Annotated in this window: 20 protein-coding genes; 8 read left to right on the top strand and 12 right to left on the bottom strand. The window is 70.6% G+C overall.

The window, feature by feature from the left end:
• Position 1: 1 nt before the first annotated feature.
• From BGP73_RS12590 to BGP73_RS12565, 6 genes are all read right to left on the bottom strand, one after another.
• The gene (locus tag BGP73_RS12590; protein WP_069814421.1) at positions 2 to 766 is read right to left on the bottom strand and encodes a cytochrome c biogenesis CcdA family protein; all 765 of its coding nucleotides are present in this window, start codon (positions 764 to 766) and stop codon (positions 2 to 4) included.
• A gap of 6 nt (positions 767 to 772) precedes the next feature.
• Positions 773 to 1,390: a TlpA family protein disulfide reductase gene (locus tag BGP73_RS12585; RefSeq protein WP_069814420.1), complete on the bottom strand. Its 618-nt coding sequence runs from the start codon at positions 1,388 to 1,390 to the stop codon at positions 773 to 775.
• 191 nt (positions 1,391 to 1,581) lie between these two features.
• Entirely contained in the window at positions 1,582 to 1,914 is a 333-nt protein-coding gene (locus BGP73_RS12580) for a putative quinol monooxygenase (protein ID WP_069814419.1), read from the bottom strand.
• A 167-nt stretch (positions 1,915 to 2,081) separates the two neighbouring features.
• A complete protein-coding gene (locus BGP73_RS12575) occupies positions 2,082 to 3,326 on the bottom strand; it encodes an NAD(P)/FAD-dependent oxidoreductase (RefSeq protein WP_212732809.1) in 1,245 nt (414 codons plus the stop codon).
• Between the two features lie 17 nt (positions 3,327 to 3,343).
• Positions 3,344 to 3,541, bottom strand: coding sequence for a ferredoxin (locus tag BGP73_RS12570; protein ID WP_069814418.1), 198 nt, complete (start codon positions 3,539 to 3,541; stop codon positions 3,344 to 3,346).
• A 29-nt stretch (positions 3,542 to 3,570) separates the two neighbouring features.
• On the bottom strand, positions 3,571 to 4,680 hold the full coding sequence (locus tag BGP73_RS12565) for an aromatic ring-hydroxylating oxygenase subunit alpha (RefSeq protein WP_069814417.1): 1,110 nt from the start codon (positions 4,678 to 4,680) through the stop codon (positions 3,571 to 3,573).
• A gap of 193 nt (positions 4,681 to 4,873) precedes the next feature.
• Here BGP73_RS12565 and BGP73_RS12560 point away from each other — a divergent pair, with 193 nt between their 5' ends.
• On the top strand, positions 4,874 to 5,902 hold the full coding sequence (locus BGP73_RS12560; protein WP_069814416.1) for an NAD(P)-dependent alcohol dehydrogenase: 1,029 nt from the start codon (positions 4,874 to 4,876) through the stop codon (positions 5,900 to 5,902).
• A gap of 147 nt (positions 5,903 to 6,049) precedes the next feature.
• Positions 6,050 to 6,583 (top strand): Lrp/AsnC family transcriptional regulator, encoded by a 534-nt coding sequence (locus BGP73_RS12555; RefSeq protein ID WP_069814415.1) that lies wholly within the window; start codon positions 6,050 to 6,052, stop codon positions 6,581 to 6,583.
• Between the two features lie 273 nt (positions 6,584 to 6,856).
• On the opposite strand, the gene BGP73_RS12550 is transcribed toward BGP73_RS12555, so the two are convergent.
• The 5 genes from BGP73_RS12550 to hemL form a co-directional block, all read right to left on the bottom strand.
• Entirely contained in the window at positions 6,857 to 8,317 is a 1,461-nt protein-coding gene (locus BGP73_RS12550; protein ID WP_069814414.1) for a cytosine permease, read from the bottom strand.
• Positions 8,314 to 8,460: a hypothetical protein gene (locus BGP73_RS23100; protein ID WP_170837827.1), complete on the bottom strand. Its 147-nt coding sequence runs from the start codon at positions 8,458 to 8,460 to the stop codon at positions 8,314 to 8,316. The genes BGP73_RS12550 and BGP73_RS23100 overlap by 4 nt, the downstream gene beginning before the upstream one ends.
• 418 nt (positions 8,461 to 8,878) lie before the next feature.
• Entirely contained in the window at positions 8,879 to 10,153 is a 1,275-nt protein-coding gene (locus tag BGP73_RS12545) for a hypothetical protein (RefSeq protein WP_069814413.1), read from the bottom strand.
• Positions 10,154 to 10,375: 222 nt separating this feature from the next.
• Complete coding sequence (locus BGP73_RS12540) at positions 10,376 to 11,134, bottom strand: histidine phosphatase family protein (protein ID WP_079127480.1); 759 nt, start codon at positions 11,132 to 11,134, stop codon at positions 10,376 to 10,378.
• Complete coding sequence (hemL, locus tag BGP73_RS12535; RefSeq protein ID WP_069814412.1) at positions 11,134 to 12,462, bottom strand: glutamate-1-semialdehyde 2,1-aminomutase; 1,329 nt, start codon at positions 12,460 to 12,462, stop codon at positions 11,134 to 11,136. Before hemL ends, BGP73_RS12540 begins: the two co-directional genes overlap by 1 nt.
• Positions 12,463 to 12,779: 317 nt before the next feature.
• Here hemL and BGP73_RS12530 point away from each other — a divergent pair, with 317 nt between their 5' ends.
• The 4 genes from BGP73_RS12530 to BGP73_RS12515 all read left to right on the top strand — a co-directional run bounded on the left by BGP73_RS12530 (position 12,780) and on the right by BGP73_RS12515 (position 16,994).
• A complete protein-coding gene (locus BGP73_RS12530) occupies positions 12,780 to 13,334 on the top strand; it encodes a hypothetical protein (protein WP_079127479.1) in 555 nt (184 codons plus the stop codon).
• A 131-nt stretch (positions 13,335 to 13,465) separates the two neighbouring features.
• Positions 13,466 to 14,197, top strand: coding sequence for a helix-turn-helix domain-containing protein (locus BGP73_RS12525; protein ID WP_069814410.1), 732 nt, complete (start codon positions 13,466 to 13,468; stop codon positions 14,195 to 14,197).
• 69 nt (positions 14,198 to 14,266) lie between these two features.
• Positions 14,267 to 15,091, top strand: a complete 825-nt coding sequence (locus BGP73_RS12520) for a dihydrofolate reductase family protein (RefSeq protein WP_244501182.1) — start codon at positions 14,267 to 14,269, stop codon at positions 15,089 to 15,091.
• Entirely contained in the window at positions 15,036 to 16,994 is a 1,959-nt protein-coding gene (locus BGP73_RS12515) for an elongation factor G (RefSeq protein ID WP_069814409.1), read from the top strand. Before BGP73_RS12520 ends, BGP73_RS12515 begins: the two co-directional genes overlap by 56 nt.
• A gap of 22 nt (positions 16,995 to 17,016) precedes the next feature.
• On the opposite strand, the gene BGP73_RS12510 is transcribed toward BGP73_RS12515, so the two are convergent.
• Positions 17,017 to 17,508 (bottom strand): MarR family winged helix-turn-helix transcriptional regulator, encoded by a 492-nt coding sequence (locus BGP73_RS12510; RefSeq protein WP_244501181.1) that lies wholly within the window; start codon positions 17,506 to 17,508, stop codon positions 17,017 to 17,019.
• A 46-nt stretch (positions 17,509 to 17,554) separates the two neighbouring features.
• Here BGP73_RS12510 and BGP73_RS12505 point away from each other — a divergent pair, with 46 nt between their 5' ends.
• Positions 17,555 to 18,169, top strand: a complete 615-nt coding sequence (locus BGP73_RS12505) for a mycothiol-dependent nitroreductase Rv2466c family protein (protein WP_069814408.1) — start codon at positions 17,555 to 17,557, stop codon at positions 18,167 to 18,169.
• Between the two features lie 12 nt (positions 18,170 to 18,181).
• Positions 18,182 to 18,913, top strand: coding sequence for an isocitrate lyase/PEP mutase family protein (locus BGP73_RS12500; RefSeq protein WP_069814407.1), 732 nt, complete (start codon positions 18,182 to 18,184; stop codon positions 18,911 to 18,913).
• Positions 18,914 to 19,010 lie beyond the last annotated feature (97 nt).

The following is a 19,010-nucleotide window of genomic DNA, read 5'->3' as shown; positions in this document are numbered from 1 at the left end:
TTCACAGCCCCGGAGTGAAGGTGGCGGACCAGACCTGGAGGTGGGCGATCATGCGGTCCCACACCCCCGTGACGAGCAGCAGGCCGACCACGACCAGCATCAGCCCGCCTGCTCGCATCACCCACACATAGTGCCTCTTGACCCAGGCGAAGGCGCCCAGCGCCCGCCGGAAGGCGACGGCGGCGAGGATGAAGGGCACCCCCAGGCCGACGCAGTAGGCCACGGTGAGCAGCGCGCCGCGCCCGGCGCTCGCCTCGTTGAAGGCGAGGGCGTTGACCGCCCCGAGCGTGGGGCCGATGCAGGGGGTCCAGCCGATGGCGAAGAGTACGCCCAGCAGCGGTGCCCCGGCCAGGCCCACCACGGGCCTGCGGTGGAAGCGGAGTTCCCGCTGGGTGATGCCGCCGAGGATCCCCATGAAGGCCAGGCCGAGCAGGATCGTGAGCCCGCCCAGCACCTTGGAGATGGTGGCCTTGTGTTCTTCGAGGGTGAGGCCGAAGTTCCCGAACAGCGCGCCGTAGGAGACGAAGACGGCGGTGAACCCGAGCACGAAGAGCGAGGCGCCCGCCGCCATCCGGCCCCGCCTCGCCTCGGCCAGGTCGGTGCCGCTGACGCCGGTGACGTAGGAGAGGTAGCCGGGGACGAGCGGCAGTACACAGGGCGAGAAGAAGGAGACCAGTCCGCCGAGGAGGGCCACCGGCAGGGCCAGCAGCAGGGCGCCGGTGAGCACGGTCTCGTTCACGGCGGAGGCGGCGGCGAGGTGGGGCACTTCAGATCACTTCTCCGCGATGAGCGGGTCGAGCATGTCGTGCAGCTCATCCTCGCCGAGCGCGGTGAGGGCTCTGGCCGCGATCTTCCCGTCCCGGTCGATGACGAGGGTGGAGGGGATGGCCTTGGGGTTGAGGCTGCCCTTGGGGAAGCGCAGCATCAGTTTGCCGACCGGGTCGTAGAGGCTCGGGTACGGAACCTCGTACTCCTTCTGGAACTTCACGGCCGGTGCGAGGTTCGGGTCCCGGGCGTTGATGCCGACGAACTGGACGCCCTGATCCTCGGTCTCGTTGGCGACCTTGACCAGGTGCGGCATCTCGGCGCGGCAGGGGGCGCACCAGGAGCCCCAGACGTTCACCAGCACCACTTTGCCCCGGTAGTCGGCGAGGTTGAGCTGCTTCCCGTCGATCGTCTCGCCGGAGAGGTCCGGTGCGGCCTGCCGGTTCTTCCTGGGGACGGTGTCGATGCCTCCCGGGCCGGTGACGAACCGGGTGTCCGCGGAGCCGCCGGCGGTCTCCCCGCCGCCGCAGGCGGACAGCGTCAGTGCGGCCACCGCGGCCCCGGCGGCGAGGAGAGCCGTACGGAAGCGGACGGACCGGCGTCGAGAGTCTCGGCAGGCACTCATGTGAAAAGTTTCGCATGCCCGTTTCGCCGATCTTCAGGGCCCCCTCGGTCCTCCGCGCGCCCCGGGCGGAGGGCCGTTTCGGCGCCGGCCCGCCGCCGGGTCCTGCCCGGCGGGCCGGGACCGGCACGGGGGAGGTGCTCCGTGCCGGCGGCCCGCGGGCGGTACGGCGGCGGTCGGCGCGCCGGTCGGGACTACGCCTGGTCCGAGATCTCCAGCTCGCCCATCCGCGACCAGTCGTCGCCGGGGATCTCGCAGTTGATGATGCGCGGCGTCTCGCTCAGCGCCTCGCGCATCGTCTCCAGGCCCTTCCGGAAGTGCTCGGACTTCACGTGCTCCTCGCCGGCCCGAGCGTCGCGGAACGCCTCCACCAGTACGAACTCGTCGGGGTCGTCGACGCTGCGCGACCACTCGAACCAGAGGTTGCCGGCCTCGGCGCGGGTGGCCCGGGTGAACTCCTCCACCCGCGAGAGCCAGCCGTCCCGGTGCTCCGGCCGCACCTTGAACTTCACCGTGATGAAAATCATCTACCGCTCCTTTTGTGCGACTTCTCCCGGTTCGCGGAATCCGTGGCCGACGGTACCAACCGGCCCGCTCCAACGACGCGCCGCGCCGCCTCGTTTGGGCCCCCGCCTGGTGGACACCGTCGCTGAGATGTTGCCACCTCTGGGCCCGGGTGCACGCCTCCGGCCGGTCAGCCGGCGTCGGCGGGGACCCCCGCCCCCTCGGTCACGGCACGAGCGCCCTGCTCCCATCCCGGTACCTCGTGGACGGGCGCGGCGGCAGCGACCCACCTTCGGCACAGCATGGCCAGGCGCTGCTGCCCGAAGACGAAGGCCCCGACCAGCCGCCCGTCACGGGCGTAGAGGACCGCGGGCCGCCCGCCGTCCCGGGGGACCTCCCGCACCTCGTCGTACCGGTCGGTCTCACCGACGATGCTGAGCCGCTGGCCGAACTGGTCGGACCACACGTAGGGGGCCGCGGTCAGCCCGCGCCGGCCTCCGTCGAGCAGGTTGCGGGCCACCAACTGGGCCTGGTCACAGGCGGAGGTCCAGTGTTCGTGGCGGCTGTAGCCGCCGCCGTCGGCCCGCCGCCACGCGACGGCGTCCCCCACACCCCAGATCCGGCCGGCGTCGTCGGCCCGGCCGTCGGCGGCGCAGCAGAGCCCCGCGGGTGAGAGGAGGAGTCCGGAGCCCTCGAGCCACTCGGTGTTGGGCTGGGCGCCGACGCCCACCACGGCCAGATCAGCCCGGAGCGTCGCCCCGTCGTCCAGGACCACACCGGTCAGCTGCGGAGAGCCGGTGAAGGCCCGGACGGTCCGACCGCAGTGGACCGTGACACCGTTCTCCCGCACCAGGGCCATGACCCCCGACGCGGCCTCGGCGCCGATGCTCCTGGAGAGCGGTGTCCGGGCGGCCTCGACGACGGTCACCGGCAGCCCCAGCGAACGCGCCGCGGAAGCCACCTCCAGGCCGACGAACCCGGCGCCGACGACCACGACGTTCTCGGCGCTCCGGAGCCGGTCCCGGACCGCCAGCGCGTCGTCGAGGGTGCGCAGTGTCAGAACGCCGGGCGGCGGCTCCGCGAACGGTTGGCGCGCCCGGGCCCCGGTGGCCACCACGAGCGCGTCGAAGCCGACCGTCTCCGCCTCGGCCGCCCGGTCGCCCCGGCCGGCCAGCCGCAGCAGGCCCGCGGCGGGATCCAGCCCGACCGCCGACCGGCCCAGCCGCAGGTCGACCGCCAGGTCCTCCTCGAGCGCCGACCGGCTGGTGAGCCGGGTGACACCGGCCTCGGCGGCGCCGGTCAGCACCTCCTTGGAGAGCGGCGGGCGCTCGTAGGGCAGGTGCGGTTCGTCGCCCACCAGGGTCAGGCTTCCTTCGAACCCGTGCCTGCGCAGGGCCTCCACGGTGCGCAGTCCGGCGAGGGAGGCGCCGACCACGGCGACCCTGCGGGGGGCTATGACTCCTCCAACCGCAGGGCTCCGGCCGGGCACGCGGCGATCGCGTCGGTGACCGCCTCCCGGTCGGCGGGGTCCACACCGTCGACGAGTATCTCGACCTTGCCCGCCTCGCTGAGGTCGAACACGTGCGGCGCCGCCACGACGCAGTTGGCGTACCCCTGGCACTTGCCCAGGTCGACTGCGATTACAGCCATGTCAGCTCCTTGTTCTCGTCCGAGCCGGGTCAGGAGGCGAGGCTGGCGTAGGCGCGCTTCATGAACGCCTGCAGCGGGCTCTCGCTGTCGAGCATCAGCCGGCCGGTGGGCACCCGGCGCGACCGGTAGCCGACCTGCTGCACCTCGGTGGCCTGCTGGTCCTCGATCAGGGTCTGGTCCCACATCTCCAGCCACTCCTTGACCACCGCCGGGTCCGATCCCGGCTTGGAGTACATGTCGACGTAGGCGAAGGAGCGCTCGTACCCCAGCGGCACGATGGTGCCGATGAAGCCGACGTAGTCGTCGAGCGCGAAGAAGGAGGAGGGGAAGGTGAAGGCGAACCGGAAGCCCTTGAGTCCGGCCGGGTCGACCCCGTTCGGGAGCCACTTGATGGGCCCGTCGTGCCAGATCGTGTGGTCTCCGGAGTCCAGGTTGTAGTCGCTCGGGCCGACCTCGTAGGTCTTGCCGAAACTGGTGCGGTGGAGCGTCGGGCAGTGGTAGCACTCGACCGCGTTCTCCGCCCAGATCTTCCAGTTGCAGTCCATGGTGTACTCGTAACGCACCTCGAACCGGTAGTCCTTGAGGTCGGCGTTGAGCTGGTCGGTGCGGGACCGGATCTCCTCGGTGACGCTGTGCAGCGGCTCCGCGTGGGGGTCGGGGTTGACGAACACCCACTGGTCCCACTGCTCGACCGAGACCGCGGCCAGCGAGATCGTCGAGCAGTCGAAGCCCGGTTCCCGGTCGGACCGCGGCGCGGACCGCAGCTGTCCGTCGAGCCCGTAGGTCCACCCGTGGTACGGGCACTGCAGCAGCGGTTTGTTCCCACTGCCTTCGGCCAGGGAGTGGAGCCGGTGCCGGCAGACGTTCACGAAACCGCGCAGCTCACCGTCCTTGCCCCGGGTGATGATGATCGGCGTGTTGCCGGCCTGGGTGACGGTGTAGTCGCCGGGCTTGGCGAGCACCGACTCGTGACACGCGTACAGCCACGACCTCGAGAAGATCTTCTCCTCTTCCAGCTCGTGCACCTCGGGGGCGAAGTACAGCTCAGCCGGCAGTGTGTGGCCACGGTCCAGTCCGTCCAGGATCTCCTCGTCGGAGGGAAGGTTGTACTTCTGGCGGATCGCTTCGAGGGTTACCACGGCACAGTCCTCACTCTGGTACGCGATGCGTAGAAAAAGCTCCACTGGGCTATGCAAGTTTCGGTCATGGTGCCCTATCGTCTACGCATAGGTCAATCAGTGAGGTGGCTCGACCGCTCGACACCGAGTCGGGGGGTTCGGCGCGAAACGCGCCGCGCCGGACGGGTCCGCCGCACTCCGAAGGAGGTCTGTGGTGAAAGCGGTACGGGTTCACGAGTACGGTGCACGGCCCCAGCTGGACGACATCCCGGAGCCCGGGGTCAGCGGCCCCTGGGACGTCCTGGTCGAGATCGGCGCGGCCGGTCTCTGCCGCACCGACCTGCACATCCTGGAAGGGCAGTGGGAGAGCATCCAGCAGCCGGAACTGCCGTACGTGCTCGGGCACGAGAACGCGGGCTGGGTCAGGGAGGTCGGAAGCGCGGTGACCAACGTCGCGGTGGGCGACGCCGTCATCCTGCATCCGCTCGTCACCTGCGGGCTCTGCTCGCCGTGCCGGATCGGTGAGGACTCCCACTGCGAGAACGCGACCTTCCCCGGGCTCAACGTCGACGGCGGGATGGCCGAGTACATGCTGAGCAACGCCCGCGCCGTCGTGAAACTCGACGAGGGCCTGGCCCCCCGCGACGTGGCCGCCCTGGCGGACGCCGGCCTCACGGCCTACCACGCCGTACGGAAGGCCGTGCCGCTGCTGGCCCCCGGCAGCCACGCCGTCGTCGTCGGGGCCGGGGGGCTCGGCCACATCGGGATCCAGGTGCTGGCGGCGCTGACGGCCTCCCGGATCACCGTGGTCGACCGCTCCGAGAGCGCCCTGGAACTGGCCGGCAGCCTCGGTGCGCACGAGGTCGTGCGGTCCACCTCCGAGGAGGCGGTGCTCGAACAGGTCGCCGACATCACCAAGGGCGGCGCCGACGTGGTCTTCGACTTCGTGGGCGAGCACGGGACGGAGCGGACCGGTCCGCAGCTGCTGCGGAACCGGGGCCACTACTACACGATCGGATACGGCGGGGAGGTGCGGCTGCCCACACTGGAGCTCATCTCCCGCGAGATCAACGTGATCGGCAACCTCGTCGGCACCTACAACGACCTGGTGGAGCTGATGACGCTCACCGCCGAGGGCCGGGTCTCCCTCCACACCCAGGTCTACGACCTCGCCGACGTCCAGCGGGCGATCGACGACCTCGACTCGGGGCAGCTGGTGGGCCGCGGGATCCTGGTGCCCTGACCGGGACCCCGGTGCACTGACGGGAAACCTGCGCCTCACCGCAGTCGGCGGGCCTGACCGGAGGATCCGGTCAGGCCCGCCGTCGTCGGAGCCCCCGGCTTTTACGCATCGCGCAGCGGCACGCCGGGATTCGCTAAGATCGCGCTTGTGAGATGGACAAAAGGCAACGCGGACGATGAAGCCGCGCCGGAGGGCGACGAGACCCCCCTGGACTCGACCGACAGCAGGATATTGAGCTTGCTGCAGCTCAACGGCCGCACCTCCTACCGGGAGATCGCCCGGAAGCTGGGGGTCTCCGAGGGCACGGTGAGAGGGCGCGTCGGCCGGCTGCAGTCAGCGGGTGTGCTGACCATCGCCGCGATCGCCGACCCCTTCAAGCTCGGTTACAGCGTCCTCGCCTTCACCCTGCTCAAGGTGGAGCTCGGCCGGCAGCAGTCGGTCGTCGACGAGCTCGCGACCTGGGACGAGATCACCTACATCTCGTCGTGCACCGGCCGGGCCGACCTCTACGTGCAGTTCGTCTGCCGGGACCGGGACCACCTGTGGCGCCTGCTCTCCCAGCGGCTGCCGGCGGTGGACGGCGTGCTGGACGCCGAGACCTTCCAGGAGCTCAAGATGCACAAGGTGTCCTACGTCTACCCGAACGTCGAGAACGGCTCCTCGCCCGCGGTCAGCGAGTAGCAGCGGAGGCCGTCCCCCTCCCCTTGCTCAGGGAGGCCTCCCCGCACCCGCCCTGCCCGGATGCTTCCGCCCGAGCAGGGCGCGTTCGCCCGAGCAGGCCGTACGGAGCGGGGCAGACGGTACGGAGCAGGCGCGACGGGTTCGAACAGCTGCCAGCGCTGACCGTGGTTGTCCGGTGTGGAGCGCTGGGCGGCAGCGATGCGCTCGGTGGGCGCACGGCCGGCTCGGGGTGAGCGCCGTACCGTGCTTCGGGTGCGGTGACCGGCGGGCGGGTCAGGGCCGCGGACCGACCGGTGTCTCGGCCGGTTCGGCCGGGGGCTCCTGCTCCGCCTCGGAGCGGTCCAGGCGCCCGCGCCACAGCAGGGACAGCAGTGTGTAGACCACGGCCGCCACCAGCACGGCCGGCAGGGACGCCGTCAGGTACTTGAACAGCGGCGACCTGGGCTCGTAGGTGACCGGGTTCAGCAGCAGCTGGTATGTCACGCTTCCGAGGACGAGCGCGATGACACCCGCGGGGTTGAAGCCGCCCAGGTACCAGTAACAGGACGACCGGTTGTGACGGTAGAGGCCGGAGACCCGCATCGTCTTCCGGCGCCCCAGCAGGTACCAGTCGGCGATCTGGACGCCGACGACCGGGGCGATCATCAGCCCGATGAAGGCCATGAACCGGTCCACGTTCTCGAAGAACTCGGTGGCGAAGAAGAGGACGACCAGGAGCATCGGCGACAGGACGACGGCCGCCACCACCCGCCAGCTCATCCGGCTGCTCACCTGCGGGATCTGCGAGACACCCAGCGTCGCGACGTAGGCCCCCACCAGGGTGGAGCCGATGTTGGCGAAGGCCACGAAGAGCAGCACGACGACGCCGCCGAACTGGCCGGCTATCTCGGGGGCCCAGACCGTCGGGTCCGGCTCACCGGTGACCAGCGAGGAGTAGAGGCTCACGATGGCGACCACCACCCACGCCACGCCCAGGCCGAGCATGGAGGGCAGCACCGCCTTCCGCCCGGTGTTGACCATGCGGACCATTCCGCCCATGTACGACCACCAGCCCCAGGTGCTCACGATGAGCAGCTCGATGACCGAGGTGTAGTTGAGCAGTCGGCTCGGAGCGGGGTCCAGGGGCGCGGCGGAGAAGATCTCGTTGAAGCCGTGCGCGCGGAACAGCACGACCAGCAGGTAGACCGACATCAGCGAGATGGTGATGGCGATGACCGGCCCGGCCTTCTGCAGGGAGCTGGCGCCCCGGCTGACCATCACCCAGACCAGCACGACGCCGGCCGCGGAGAGAGCCGTCGCGGCGGTGGACCGCGCCGAGGAGTCGATCAGCCCGGTGATCACCAGGACCGACGCGGCCGACCGTCCGAAGAAGATCATCAACACGGCGTTCCAGCCCAGTGCCGTGGCGTACTGCATGAACAGCGCGATGTAGCTGCCGCGGGTGCCGAGTTGCGGCTTGGTCGAGATGACGGTCTCGATCCCGTGCTTGGTGCTGGGCGGAACGGTGGCCAGGGTGACGAGCAACTGGCCGATCAGGCCACCGGCGAGCATGGCCGCCGCGCCCATCTTGGCGTTGAGGTAGAAGGCCGAGGCGCCACCGACGACGAAGGACCATGTCGCGATGCCGGCGGTCGCACAGACCGCGCCCAGCACGAAGCCGTTCCAGTCCCGCTCGCCGAGTGGTATCGGGAGGCTGGACTTCCGGATCCTGATCGATCCTTGCGGGCGTCTCACAGCCATCCCCCGATCAGCAGGAGCGCCGGCAGCAGGACCCCGAGCACGGCGAGCAGGAGGTAGTCCGCCCGGTGGAGTTCTTCGCCGACCGGTGCGGAATCAAGTTCGGGCGGATCCAGCAGGACGGTCTCTTCGTCGGACATTGGGACTCCCGTCTCAGACGCTGAGGCAGGCGCGCTTGCTCCACCTGCTATCCGTACCGCGTAACAAGATGAGATGGTTATTACGCGTTCATCGCGAGAGGATGGCACTCGCTGCGCAAATGGTCAATAGATTCCCCAGTTGTCGCCGAAACCGCGTAGATCCAGGGGCTGCTGAATCCGCAGTGCGAAGGGACGCAGGAGCCGCCGGACGCCCTGCGAGGGAGGCGCCGGGCGGCAGCGCCCGAGGGCCCCGGCAACGGCTGAGGGCCTTTCCGTCACTTGGTGTGGATTATGGCAATCCACACCAAGTGACGGAAAGGCCCTCGTGTTCCGCGGCCCCGCCTGAGGCCCCCGGCCTGGGCCGGACGGTCACGGACGCAGCCGTCACCGCCGGCTCGGCGAAGGGCGTCGAGCCCGGTCAGCTCCCGCCGGCGCCCTCCTCGGTGGACGCTTTCAGCCAGTTCCGCCAGCCGCCCGGGGGCCGCTCCCCCACCCCCAGGCTCCGCAGCTTCTCCAGCACGGCCGGGTCCTGGGCGTCCAGCCAGTCCACGTACTGCCGGAAGGAGACCAGGCGCACGTCACCGTGCTGCTCGTCGGCGATGTGCTTGAGCGCCTCCTCGACGGCGTCCATGTATATGCCGCCGTTCCACTCCTCGAAGTGGTTGCCGATGTAGTAGGGGGCCCGGTTCGTCTCGTAGGCGCGCTGGAAGCCCTGGACGTACGCCTCGGTCGCCTGCTTCTTCCACCCCGGGTAGTTGGCGGGGTCGCTCTGGGTGGCGTTCCGGGACTGGTTGGCCAGCATGTTGTAGTCCATGGAGAGGACCTCGAAGCTGCGGCCCGGGAAGGGTATCTGCTGGAGCGGGAGGTCCCAGAGGCCCTGCTTCTTCGACGGCCAGACCTGGAGGCCCCCGGGGGAGCTGGCGTCGTACCGCCACCCCAGCTTCCTCGCGGTCGGCAGCAGGCCGTCCTGACCGAGCAGACAGGGGGTCCGGCCGCCGACCAGCTCCTTGCGGTAGTCGAAGGGCAGCGGGTCGAGATCGTCGAAACCGGTGTTCGTACGCCACTCGGTGACGAAGGACATCGCCTGGTCTATCTCCGAGCGCCACTGGGCCGGGCTCCAGTTGGCCACCGAGCCGCTGCCGGCGCAGAAGTGGCCGTTGAAGTGGGTGCCTATCTCATGGCCGTCCAGCCAGGCCAGCCGGATGTTCTCCAGGGTGACCCGGATGTGCTCGTCGGTGAGGTAGCCGATGTCGGAGGCGCCCACCGGGTTGTTCGGCGGTCGGTACTGGTCCTTCTTGCTCTCCGGCAGGAGGTACAGCCCGGAGAGGAAGAAGGTCATGGCCGCCCCGTGGTCCTTGGCCAGTTTCCGGAAGCGGGGGAAGAGACCGTTGCCGACCTCACCGGCCCCGTCCCAGGAGAAGACCACGAACTGCGGCGGAGTCTGCCCCGGCTCCAGCCGCTCGGGCTCCGGCTGGTGCGGCTGCTTCCCCGTGTCCGCCGTCGACCCGTCGCCGATCGGTTTGTCCTCCGGCTCCCGGCTCGGCCCGCCGCCCGGCTCGTCCTTCCGCGGGGGACCGCCCGGGGTGCCGGAGTCCGACGCCTTCCCCGACGCCGAATCGCAGCCGGCGAGCCCGAGGGCCGCCGTCGCCCCCAGGCCCATCCCGAGCAGCCCCCGTCGACTGATGTCCCGCATAACGTTCCCCATCCGCACTGGTCCGGCGCTCATGTCCCGCGCACGGAAGGCGACGGCACCGGACGGAGGCGGACCGCGAACCCGCGGCGCCCCCGGTCAGGCCCGGAACGTCCCGGCGCCGGAACGCCCGGCCACCCGAACGCCCGGCTACCGAACGCTCGGGCACCCGAACACTCGGACACCCAGACATCCGGGTATCCGAACGCTGAGGCTCCCCAGCGCTCAGGCTCCGAAACCCTTGGCGCCCTTCACCGGCTTGGCACCCGCCAGAAGATGGGCCGGCACGAGGTCCCGAGCGGGTTCGGTGTAGCCGACCGATACGATCCGGTCCCCCTGGTAGGTGAAGCTGGTCAAGCTCGCCAAGGTGCACTGGCGTCTGCGGGGGTCGTGCCACAGCCGCCGGCGCTCGACGAAACTGCGCACCACCCAGATCGGGAGCTGGTGACTGACCGCCACCGCCTCGTGCCCCCGCGCGGCGTCGCGCGCAGCACTCAGCGCCGCCATCATCCGTACGACTTGATCAATGTAGGGTTCACCCCAGGAGGGGCGGAAGGGGTTGGTCAGGTGCCGCCAGTTGGCCGGCTTCCGCAACGCCCCGTCGCCGACCCCGAAGGTCTTGCCCTCGAAGACGTTGGCCGCCTCGATCAGCCGCTCGTCGGTCGCTATGTCCAGCGAAAGCACCTTGGCGACCGGCGCCGCCGTCTCCTGGGCCCGCTCCAGCGGCGAGGAGACGACATGGGTGATGTCCCGGTCCGCCAGGTGCTCGGCGACCCGCTCGGCCATCTGCCGGCCCAGCGCCGAGAGGTGGTACCCCGGGCGGCGGCCGTAGAGCACGCCCTCCGGGTTGTGCACCTCGCCGTGGCGCAGCAGGTGCACCACCGTGGTCTCGCCGCCCTCGGCACCGGAAACGTCGCCGCCCGCGGCCGTCTCCTGCGGGCTCGCCGCGTCCGCCGCGCTCAGCCGCTCGCTCTCCCCGGCCATCAGGCCACCGCCCCTTCCTCCGCCTGGGCCGCCGCTCGGGCCGCCGAGGGCAGCGCGGCCGCGATACGGTCCAACGCCGCCTGGTCGTGGGCGGTGGAGACGAACCACGACTCGAAGGCGGACGGCGGCAGGTACACGCCCTGCGCCAGCATCTCGTGGAAGAAGGCGGTGAACCGGAACGCCTCCTGCGACTTGGCCCCCGCGTAGTCCCGGACCTCGGCGTCGGTGAAGAAGACGGAGAACATGTTGCCCGCGGTCTGCACCCGGTGGGCCACCCCCTCCTTCGACAGCGCCTCGGTCACCAGGGCGCGCAGCTGCCGCGAGGTGTCGTCGAGCCGCCGGTAGGCGTCGTCGTCCAGCAGCCGCAGCTGCGCGATCCCGGCAGCCGTCGCCACCGGGTTCCCCGAGAGCGTGCCGGCCTGGTAGACGGCCCCGGCCGGGGCCAGGTGCGCCATCACCTCTCGGCGACCGCCGAAGGCGGCGGCGGGGAAGCCACCGCCCATCACCTTGCCGAAGGTCAGCAGGTCCGGAGTGACGCCGTCGAGGCCGTACCAGCCGGCCCGGGAGACCCGGAATCCGGTCATCACCTCGTCCGAGACGTAGAGCGCGCCCTCGGCGGAGCACAGCTCCTTCAGCCCCGCGTTGAAGCCGGGCCGCGGCGGCACCACGCCCATGTTGCCGGGGGATGCCTCGGTGATCACGCAGGCGATCTCGCCCGGGTGCGCGGCGAAGGCGGTCCGTACCGCCTCCAGGTCGTTGTACGGCAGCACGATCGTGTCCCCGGCCTGTGCCCCGGTGACCCCCGGGGTGTCCGGCAGGGCGAAGGTCGCCACCCCGGAGCCGGCCGCGGCCAGCAGCGCGTCGACGTGGCCGTGGTAGCACCCGGCGAACTTGATCACCTTGGCCCGGCCGGTGAAGCCGCGGGCCAGCCGGATCGCCGACATCGTCGCCTCGGTCCCGGAGGAGACCAGCCGCACCTGCTCCACCGGCGCCACCCGGTCGACGATCTCCTCGGCCAGCACCACCTCGCCCTCCCCGGGCGTGCCGAAGGAGGTGCCCCGGCCCACCGCCGCCTGTACGGCCTCCACGACGGCGGGGTGCGAGTGGCCGAGGATCATCGGACCCCAGGAACAGACCAGGTCGACGTACTCACGGCCGTCGGCGTCGGTCAGGTAGGGGCCGCGGCCGGAGACCATGAAACGCGGCGTACCGCCCACCGCACCGAAGGCGCGCACCGGAGAGTTCACGCCACCCGGCGTCACGGCGGCCGCACGCTCGAAAAGCTTCTGCGAGACTGAGTCATCGTACGAGTGAGTCACGCACTCCATGGTGTCAGAGGTGGAGAGTAACGACTTGGTGCGCGGTAACGAGCGGATCAGCGAGCGGGGCGTCCTCCGCCTTCGAATCCAAGACGGCGGAGGGAATCGACGCGATGCAGCCCCTCCGGATCAGGCCGAACCGAGCGGGGCGGAGCCGTCGACCGACGCCAACGCCGGAGGCGGAATCGTATGACGCCGGGAGCCCGCTCGTCACCGCGTACCAAGTCGTAAGGGCTCCCGGGCGTTTCACCGGCCGGTCCCGGGGGAGGTCTCTGAGAAGATGATCGGGTTGCGCGGCTATCGCCGTGAATAGTCGGGTGGAGAATATGCATCGCGGTGGCGAACTGGGCGAAGGGACGGACGGCCGGGGCCCGAAGCGTGCCCAGCGGGGCCGCCACCGGCGCAATGCACATGAGGCACGGATCGGAAGCAGGAGTGGCCGGGTGGGGGTGACCTACAAGTACTTCGGTGCGCCCGACGGAGCGACCGCGGCCCGGGTCCCCATCTCCATGCGCCCGGAGGAGCTCGGGGGTGACGAGCTCGGCATGGGCGGCATGTTCACCAAGATCAAGCCGGAGACGATGGCCGCGATGGTCCTCACCGGCATCGAGGGGGTGCCGCTGCACCGGGTGCCCCCGCTGGAACTCGTCGTGCTGCACCCCGACTACGCGGTGGTCAAGCTGCCGATGACCGTGGTGGACCCGCTGCGGGACGTCGGCGAGGAGTCGGTGGGCGCGGCGGCCTTCATCTGGTCCACCGTGCCGGACCGGGGCGGCCCGCGCGACGCCTTCCACGTCTACCAACTGCTGCATGAGTGGCAGGACTTCAGCCACCGCCTGCATGACGCGGGCCACCAGCCTTATTGCCTGGTGTGGCCCTGACCCGGCGGTAGCCGCAGGCCGGTTGCGGCCGGTGCCTCCACGCACGCCCCACGGGCATCCCGCACGCGCGCTCCGGCTGTCCGGCCCACGTGCCAAACTGCCGTCGGGCAGCGGTGTGCGGGGGTGACCGGTTGGGTCTGGAGATCGAGAGCCGGCCGTCTGAGCTGCCGTACATCGAGCGGGTATGGCGCAGCCGCAGCGACGGCCTGGGCCGGATGACATCGATCGCGGCGTCGCACTGGGAGCTCGTCTTCTGGCTCGACGAGGGCCGGGTCCGGGCGGCCGTGCTGGGGCCGGAGCCCATGGCCTGCCAGGCTCCCGTGCCCGAGGACACGACCTTCTTCGGCATCAGCTTCGCCCTCGGCACTTCGATGCCGCACCTGCCGACCAGCCGGCTCCCGGGCGGTAGCGCGGAGATCCCCGAGGTGACTCGGCGGTCCGTCTGGTCGAAGGGCTCCGCATGGTGCTTGCCCGATTACGACAACGCGGAGGGGTTCGTGCGGCGCATGGCCCGGGAGGGCATCCTGGAATGCGACCCGATCGTGCCCGCGGTGCTCGACGGCCTCACCCCCGATGTCTCCGAACGCATCCTCCAGCAGCGCTTCGTCGCGGCCACCGGCCTCACCCGGGGCGCCATCCGGCAGATCGACCGGGCCCGCCGGGCAGCGGTGCTGATCCGGGAGGGCGTGTCGGTCCAGGACGTCGTGCACCGGTTGGGCTACTTCGACCAGCCGCACCTGGCGCGCTCCCTGAAGCGGTACATCGGCCGGACCGCCACTCAGCTGAGCGTTCCCGACCGGGCGGAGCCTCTGTCGCTTCTGTACAAGCCCTCCTCCCCAGCGCCCGCCCAACCTCCTCCCTGACATCACCGACAGGGTTCGCCCGCTCCCGGCCGGGAGCGGGCGGACGACCCGACTGATCACGGAGGAACCATGCGCAAGGTCGTTTCCGGGCTGTTCGTCTCGCTCGACGGTGTCGCCCGGTCGCCGGACGAGTGGCAGTTCGCGTTCGACGAGGAGATGGGCGCCTCCCTGGCGGAGACTCTGGAGACGGCCGACACCATTCTGTTGGGCCGGGTGACCTTCACCGAGTGGGCCGGCTACTGGCCGTCGGTGACCGGCGGCGAGGACGCCGGCTTCGCCGAGTGGATCAACGACTCGCCCAAGTACGTGGTCTCCACCACCCTGGAGGACGTCGCGGGCTGGGCGAACAGCACGCTCGTCAACGGCGACCTGCCGACCGCGATCGAGAAGCTCAAGGCCGGTGCGGGCAAGGGCGTCGCCGTCGCGGGCAGCCCGACGCTGGTGCGTTCCCTGCTGGAACAGGACCTGCTGGACGAACTGGTGCTGCTGATCCACCCTGGTGGCCGGGGAGGGTCGCAAGAGGCTGTTCTCCGACGACGCCTCCCTGAAGAAGTTGCAGCTGGTGAGCGCCCGGCCGACCAGCAGCGGCGTGATCATCGCGAAGTACCGTCCGGTGCACTGAACTGGTGGGGTGTCGGACGAGTGCACAGCGACTCGTTGCGGGGACGAGAGCACCGCCGGGGGATGGGGCGCCGGCAGAAAATACCGAAGCAGGTGCCGAGCAAGCGTGCCACCATGCTGAAGACGTCAGACGATCAGGAGGAGCTCGTAATGCGCCGATTCTTCGAAGCACCCCAGCCCCCTTACCGGACGGTGACTTTCGAGGACTTCGGCACCCATGCACATCCAACGCACCCTGAACATCGGCATCCTGGCGCACGTCGACGCGGGTAAGACCAGCCTGACCGAGCGACTGCTGTTCGACACCGGCAGCATCGACCGACTCGGCAGCGTCGGCGCCGGCGACACACGGACCGACACCTCCCCGACCGAGCGGGATCGCGGTATCACGGTTCGTTCGGCCGTGGCGCCCTTCGTCGTCGGCTCCACGCAGGTCAACCTGCTCGACACCCCCGGCCACACCGACTTCCTCGCCGAGGTCGAACGCGCCCTCGCAGTCCTCGACGGCGCGGTCCTGGTCCTCTCCGCCGTCGAGGGGGTCCAGGCACACAGCCGCCTCCTGATGCGCACCCTGCGCGGCATGGGCCTGCCGACACTCGTCTTCGTCAACAAGATCGACCGCCCAGGTGCCCGGCAGGACGACCTGCTCACGGACATCCAACGCAAACTGGCACCGGACATCATCGCCATGACAGCGGTCCGCGGCCTCGGCACCGCTGCTGCTCGCACCGTTCCGGAGTCGCTCGCGGACCCGGCTTTCGGCAGCCGCCTGGCGGAGGTGCTCGCCGAGAACGACGAGGCCCTGCTCGCCCGTCTCGTCGACGGTCCGATTCTCACACCGGAAGAGCTCCACACGGCGCTCGCCGACCACACGGCCATGGGACGGGTCCATCCGGTCTACTTCGGCTCCGCGCTCAGCGGCGAGGGCGTCGGCGCACTCGTCGACGGCCTCACCAGCCTCGTCCCGCCCGCGTACTCGGCTTCGGATGCCGGCGGGCGGGAGCCCCGGGGCATCGTCTTCGCCCTGGAACGCGGGCCGTCCGGTCGGAAGACCCACTACCTGCGGCTCTTCAGCGGCGAGCTCGCGCCCCGCCAGCGTGTGACGTTCCACCGCCGCCGGTCCGACGGCGCCTACGACGAGCAGACCGCGACGGTGACGAGGCTGGAGGTGATCGGCCGACCCAACGAGGTCAAAGGTCCACTGACGGCCGGGAACATCGGAAGAATCAAGGTGGCGGACATCCGGGTGGGTGACCAGATCGGCAAGCCGGACGCCCTCGACGACACCGGACAACCACGCCTGCCGACTCCGACTCTCCAGACCCGCGTCCGGTCACGCACCGACACACCTGGTGCGGCTGCCCGCCTGCACACCGCCCTGCAGTCGCTGGCGGAGCAGGACCCCTTCATCGACGTGCGTGTGGAACAGGACGGCGCCACGTCCATCCTGCTGTACGGAGAGATCCAGAAGGAGATCCTGGCCGCGGAACTGCGGGAAGCATTCGGTCTCGACGCCGTCTTCGAACCGAGTCGCACCATCTGCCACGAGCGCCCGGTCGCAGTCGGCGAGGCGTGCGAGGAGATGGCATACCGCGCCCCCGGTCCCAGCGGGTTCTGGGCCACCGTCGGGCTGCGTGTCGAACCCGCGCCCCAAGGGGCCGGGGTCTTCTTCCAGTACGAGACAGAACTCGGGGCGCTGCCGCCGGCGTTCCACCGCGCCGTCGAAGAGGGGGTGCGCGCTGGACTCGGCTGCGGGCCCCGTGGCTGGGCGGTGACGGACTGCACGGTCACCCTGACCCGTTCCGGATTCGTCGGTCCGGTCAGCACGGCCGGCGACTTCCGCGGCCTGACCCCCCTCGTCCTGGCACGGGCACTGGAGGACGCCGGCACCCTGGTCTACGAACCCTCCTCGGTCTACGAAGTGGAAGTGCCACTGGACGCCCTCCCCGCGATCACCACGGCCCTGACCGGCCTTGATGCGGAGATTCACCAGACACGCGGAGGCGACACCTGCTGGAGCCTCACCGGCCGTATCCCCACCCGTCAGGTACAGGCCATCGAGCGCCAACTGCCGGGGCTGACACACGGCGAGGGACTGTGGTGGTCACGGCCCTCCGGGGAGCGGCCCTGCGCACGGTGGACAAGGATCCCGCCGCCGAAGCACCCGTCGGCCTGACGCCGGTCTCCTTCCGCCCGCTCTATTCGCGGGACCCAGGCTCGGCGTGGTCGAGCAAGCGGCCCAGCAGATGGCTGAGGGTCTCCCGCTCCTCGGCGCTCAGGGGCGACAGCAACGCGCTCTCGTTGGACAGATGCGGCTCGATGAGCCGGTCGGCGAGAGCGCGGCCGTCGTCCGTGATGTGCACCAAGCGGCTGCGTCCGTCGTGGGGCGACGGGCTGCGCTGGGCAAGGCCCGCCGCGACGAGTCGGTCGATCCGCTTGGTGGTCGCACCCGCCGTGACGAGCATCGTGCGGGCGAGGGCACCCGGCGCGACCGGCCGGTCGAGGCGGCGTAGCGCCGCCAGTACGTCCCAGTCGCCCGGGTGCAGGTCGGCCGCTGCCAAGGGGGCGCGCAAGCCGAGGTCCCACAGCGCCCACAGCCGCTGAACGCGTCCGACGATCAGCATGGGTGACGGATCGAGGTCCGGGCGCCGCGTGCGCCACGCCTCGACCGCCTGTTCCACCGGGTCCACCGCTCTCCCTCCAAAGTACTTTCCTGGGAAAGCTATCATCCTGTCCATGAGCCAAGACCGAACACCTGTCGCGGATGTCTACGTCGACCCGCAGTGCCCCTTCGCCTGGATCACGACCCAGTGGCTCCTTGAGGCCGCCCGGCACACACCCCTGGCGGTCGGAGTCCACCTGATGAGCCTGTCCTGCGTGAACGAGGGGCGTGAGCTGGATCCCTGGTACCGGAAGTACAACGACGAGGCCTGGTCGGCGGCGCGGGTCGCCGCCGCCCTCCTCGACTCCGACCGGAGCGAACTGTGGCCCCGGTTCTACGAGACCTTCGGACGCCGGCGCCATGTCGACGGCGTACGCGACAACCCGCTCAACCTCCGCGAGACGGTCAGCGAACTCGACCTGCCGGCAGCGCTGCTGGACGCCGCAGCGGATCCCTCGCGCGATGACGACCTCCGGAGACGGACCGCCGAGGCGATCGCCGGCTGCGGAGGCGACGGCGGGACACCGATGGTCCACGTGCACGGCCGAGCGTTCTTCGGCCCGGTCCTCACCGAGATCCCCCGAGGAGCGGCAGCCGTCGAGCTGTGGCAGGCGGTGGAGACGATGGCCCGCACCCGCGGTTTCAGCTCCCTGACCACCGAACGCGGCGAGCAGCTGCACACGAGTTGAAGGTACGGACCGATGCCCCCCTCCCAAGCTGACAAGGCCCACCTCCTGCGGTCGCTCCACCAGGGGACGGAACTGCTGCGACTCCTCAACGTCTGGGACGTGGCCTCGGCGAGAGCCGTCGCCTCGCGCCCCGGCACCACGGCGATCGCCACCGCCTCCGCGGCCATCGCCGCCGTCCACGGCCACGAGGACGGCGAGCAGATCCCGCTCGACCTCCACCTGGCGGCCGTCCGCCGCATCTGCGCAGCCGTCTCCCTACCCGTCACCGCCGACCTGGAACGCGGCTACGGTGACGTCGGCGCGACCATCGAGGCCGCCGTCGACGCCGGTGCGGTCGGCGCGAACCTCGAGGACGCCATGGCCCCGTGCGAAGCGTTCGCCCGGGACATCCGCGAAGCCGTCGCCGCGGGCGCGAGCACGGCGGTGCCGCTGTTCGTCAACGCACGGACCGATGTCTACCTCGCCGCCGAGGCGCTCGACGAGGACGAACGCCGCACCGAAGCCATGGCACGAGGGCTCGCCTACCTGGAAGCGGGGGCGGACTGCGTCTTCGTCCCCGGACTCGTGGACGAGGCCTCCATCCGGGAGCTGGCGGCGGCGTTCGGGCCCGGAAGGCTGAGCCTGCTCGCCCGACCCGGTCTCCCAACGGCCCCCCGACTCCAGGAGCTGGGGGTCGCCCGGCTCTCCCACGGCCCGGCACTGCTCCACCACGCCATGGCGGCGATAGCCGACTACGACCGCTGAGGGCCGTCGGCCTCCGCCGTGTGACCGGTCCCCGAGGGACGCGGCGCGCTTGCCGGCCCGTGCCGCAGGGGTGGCGGGCAGCCGAGTCGCGTCCGCT

This window comes from Streptomyces sp. TP-A0874 (assembly GCF_001748085.1).
Lineage (GTDB): Bacteria > Actinomycetota > Actinomycetes > Streptomycetales > Streptomycetaceae > Streptomyces.
The sequence above is the reverse complement of the archived record's forward strand: the minus strand, read 5'-3'. Positions and strand labels throughout refer to the sequence as shown.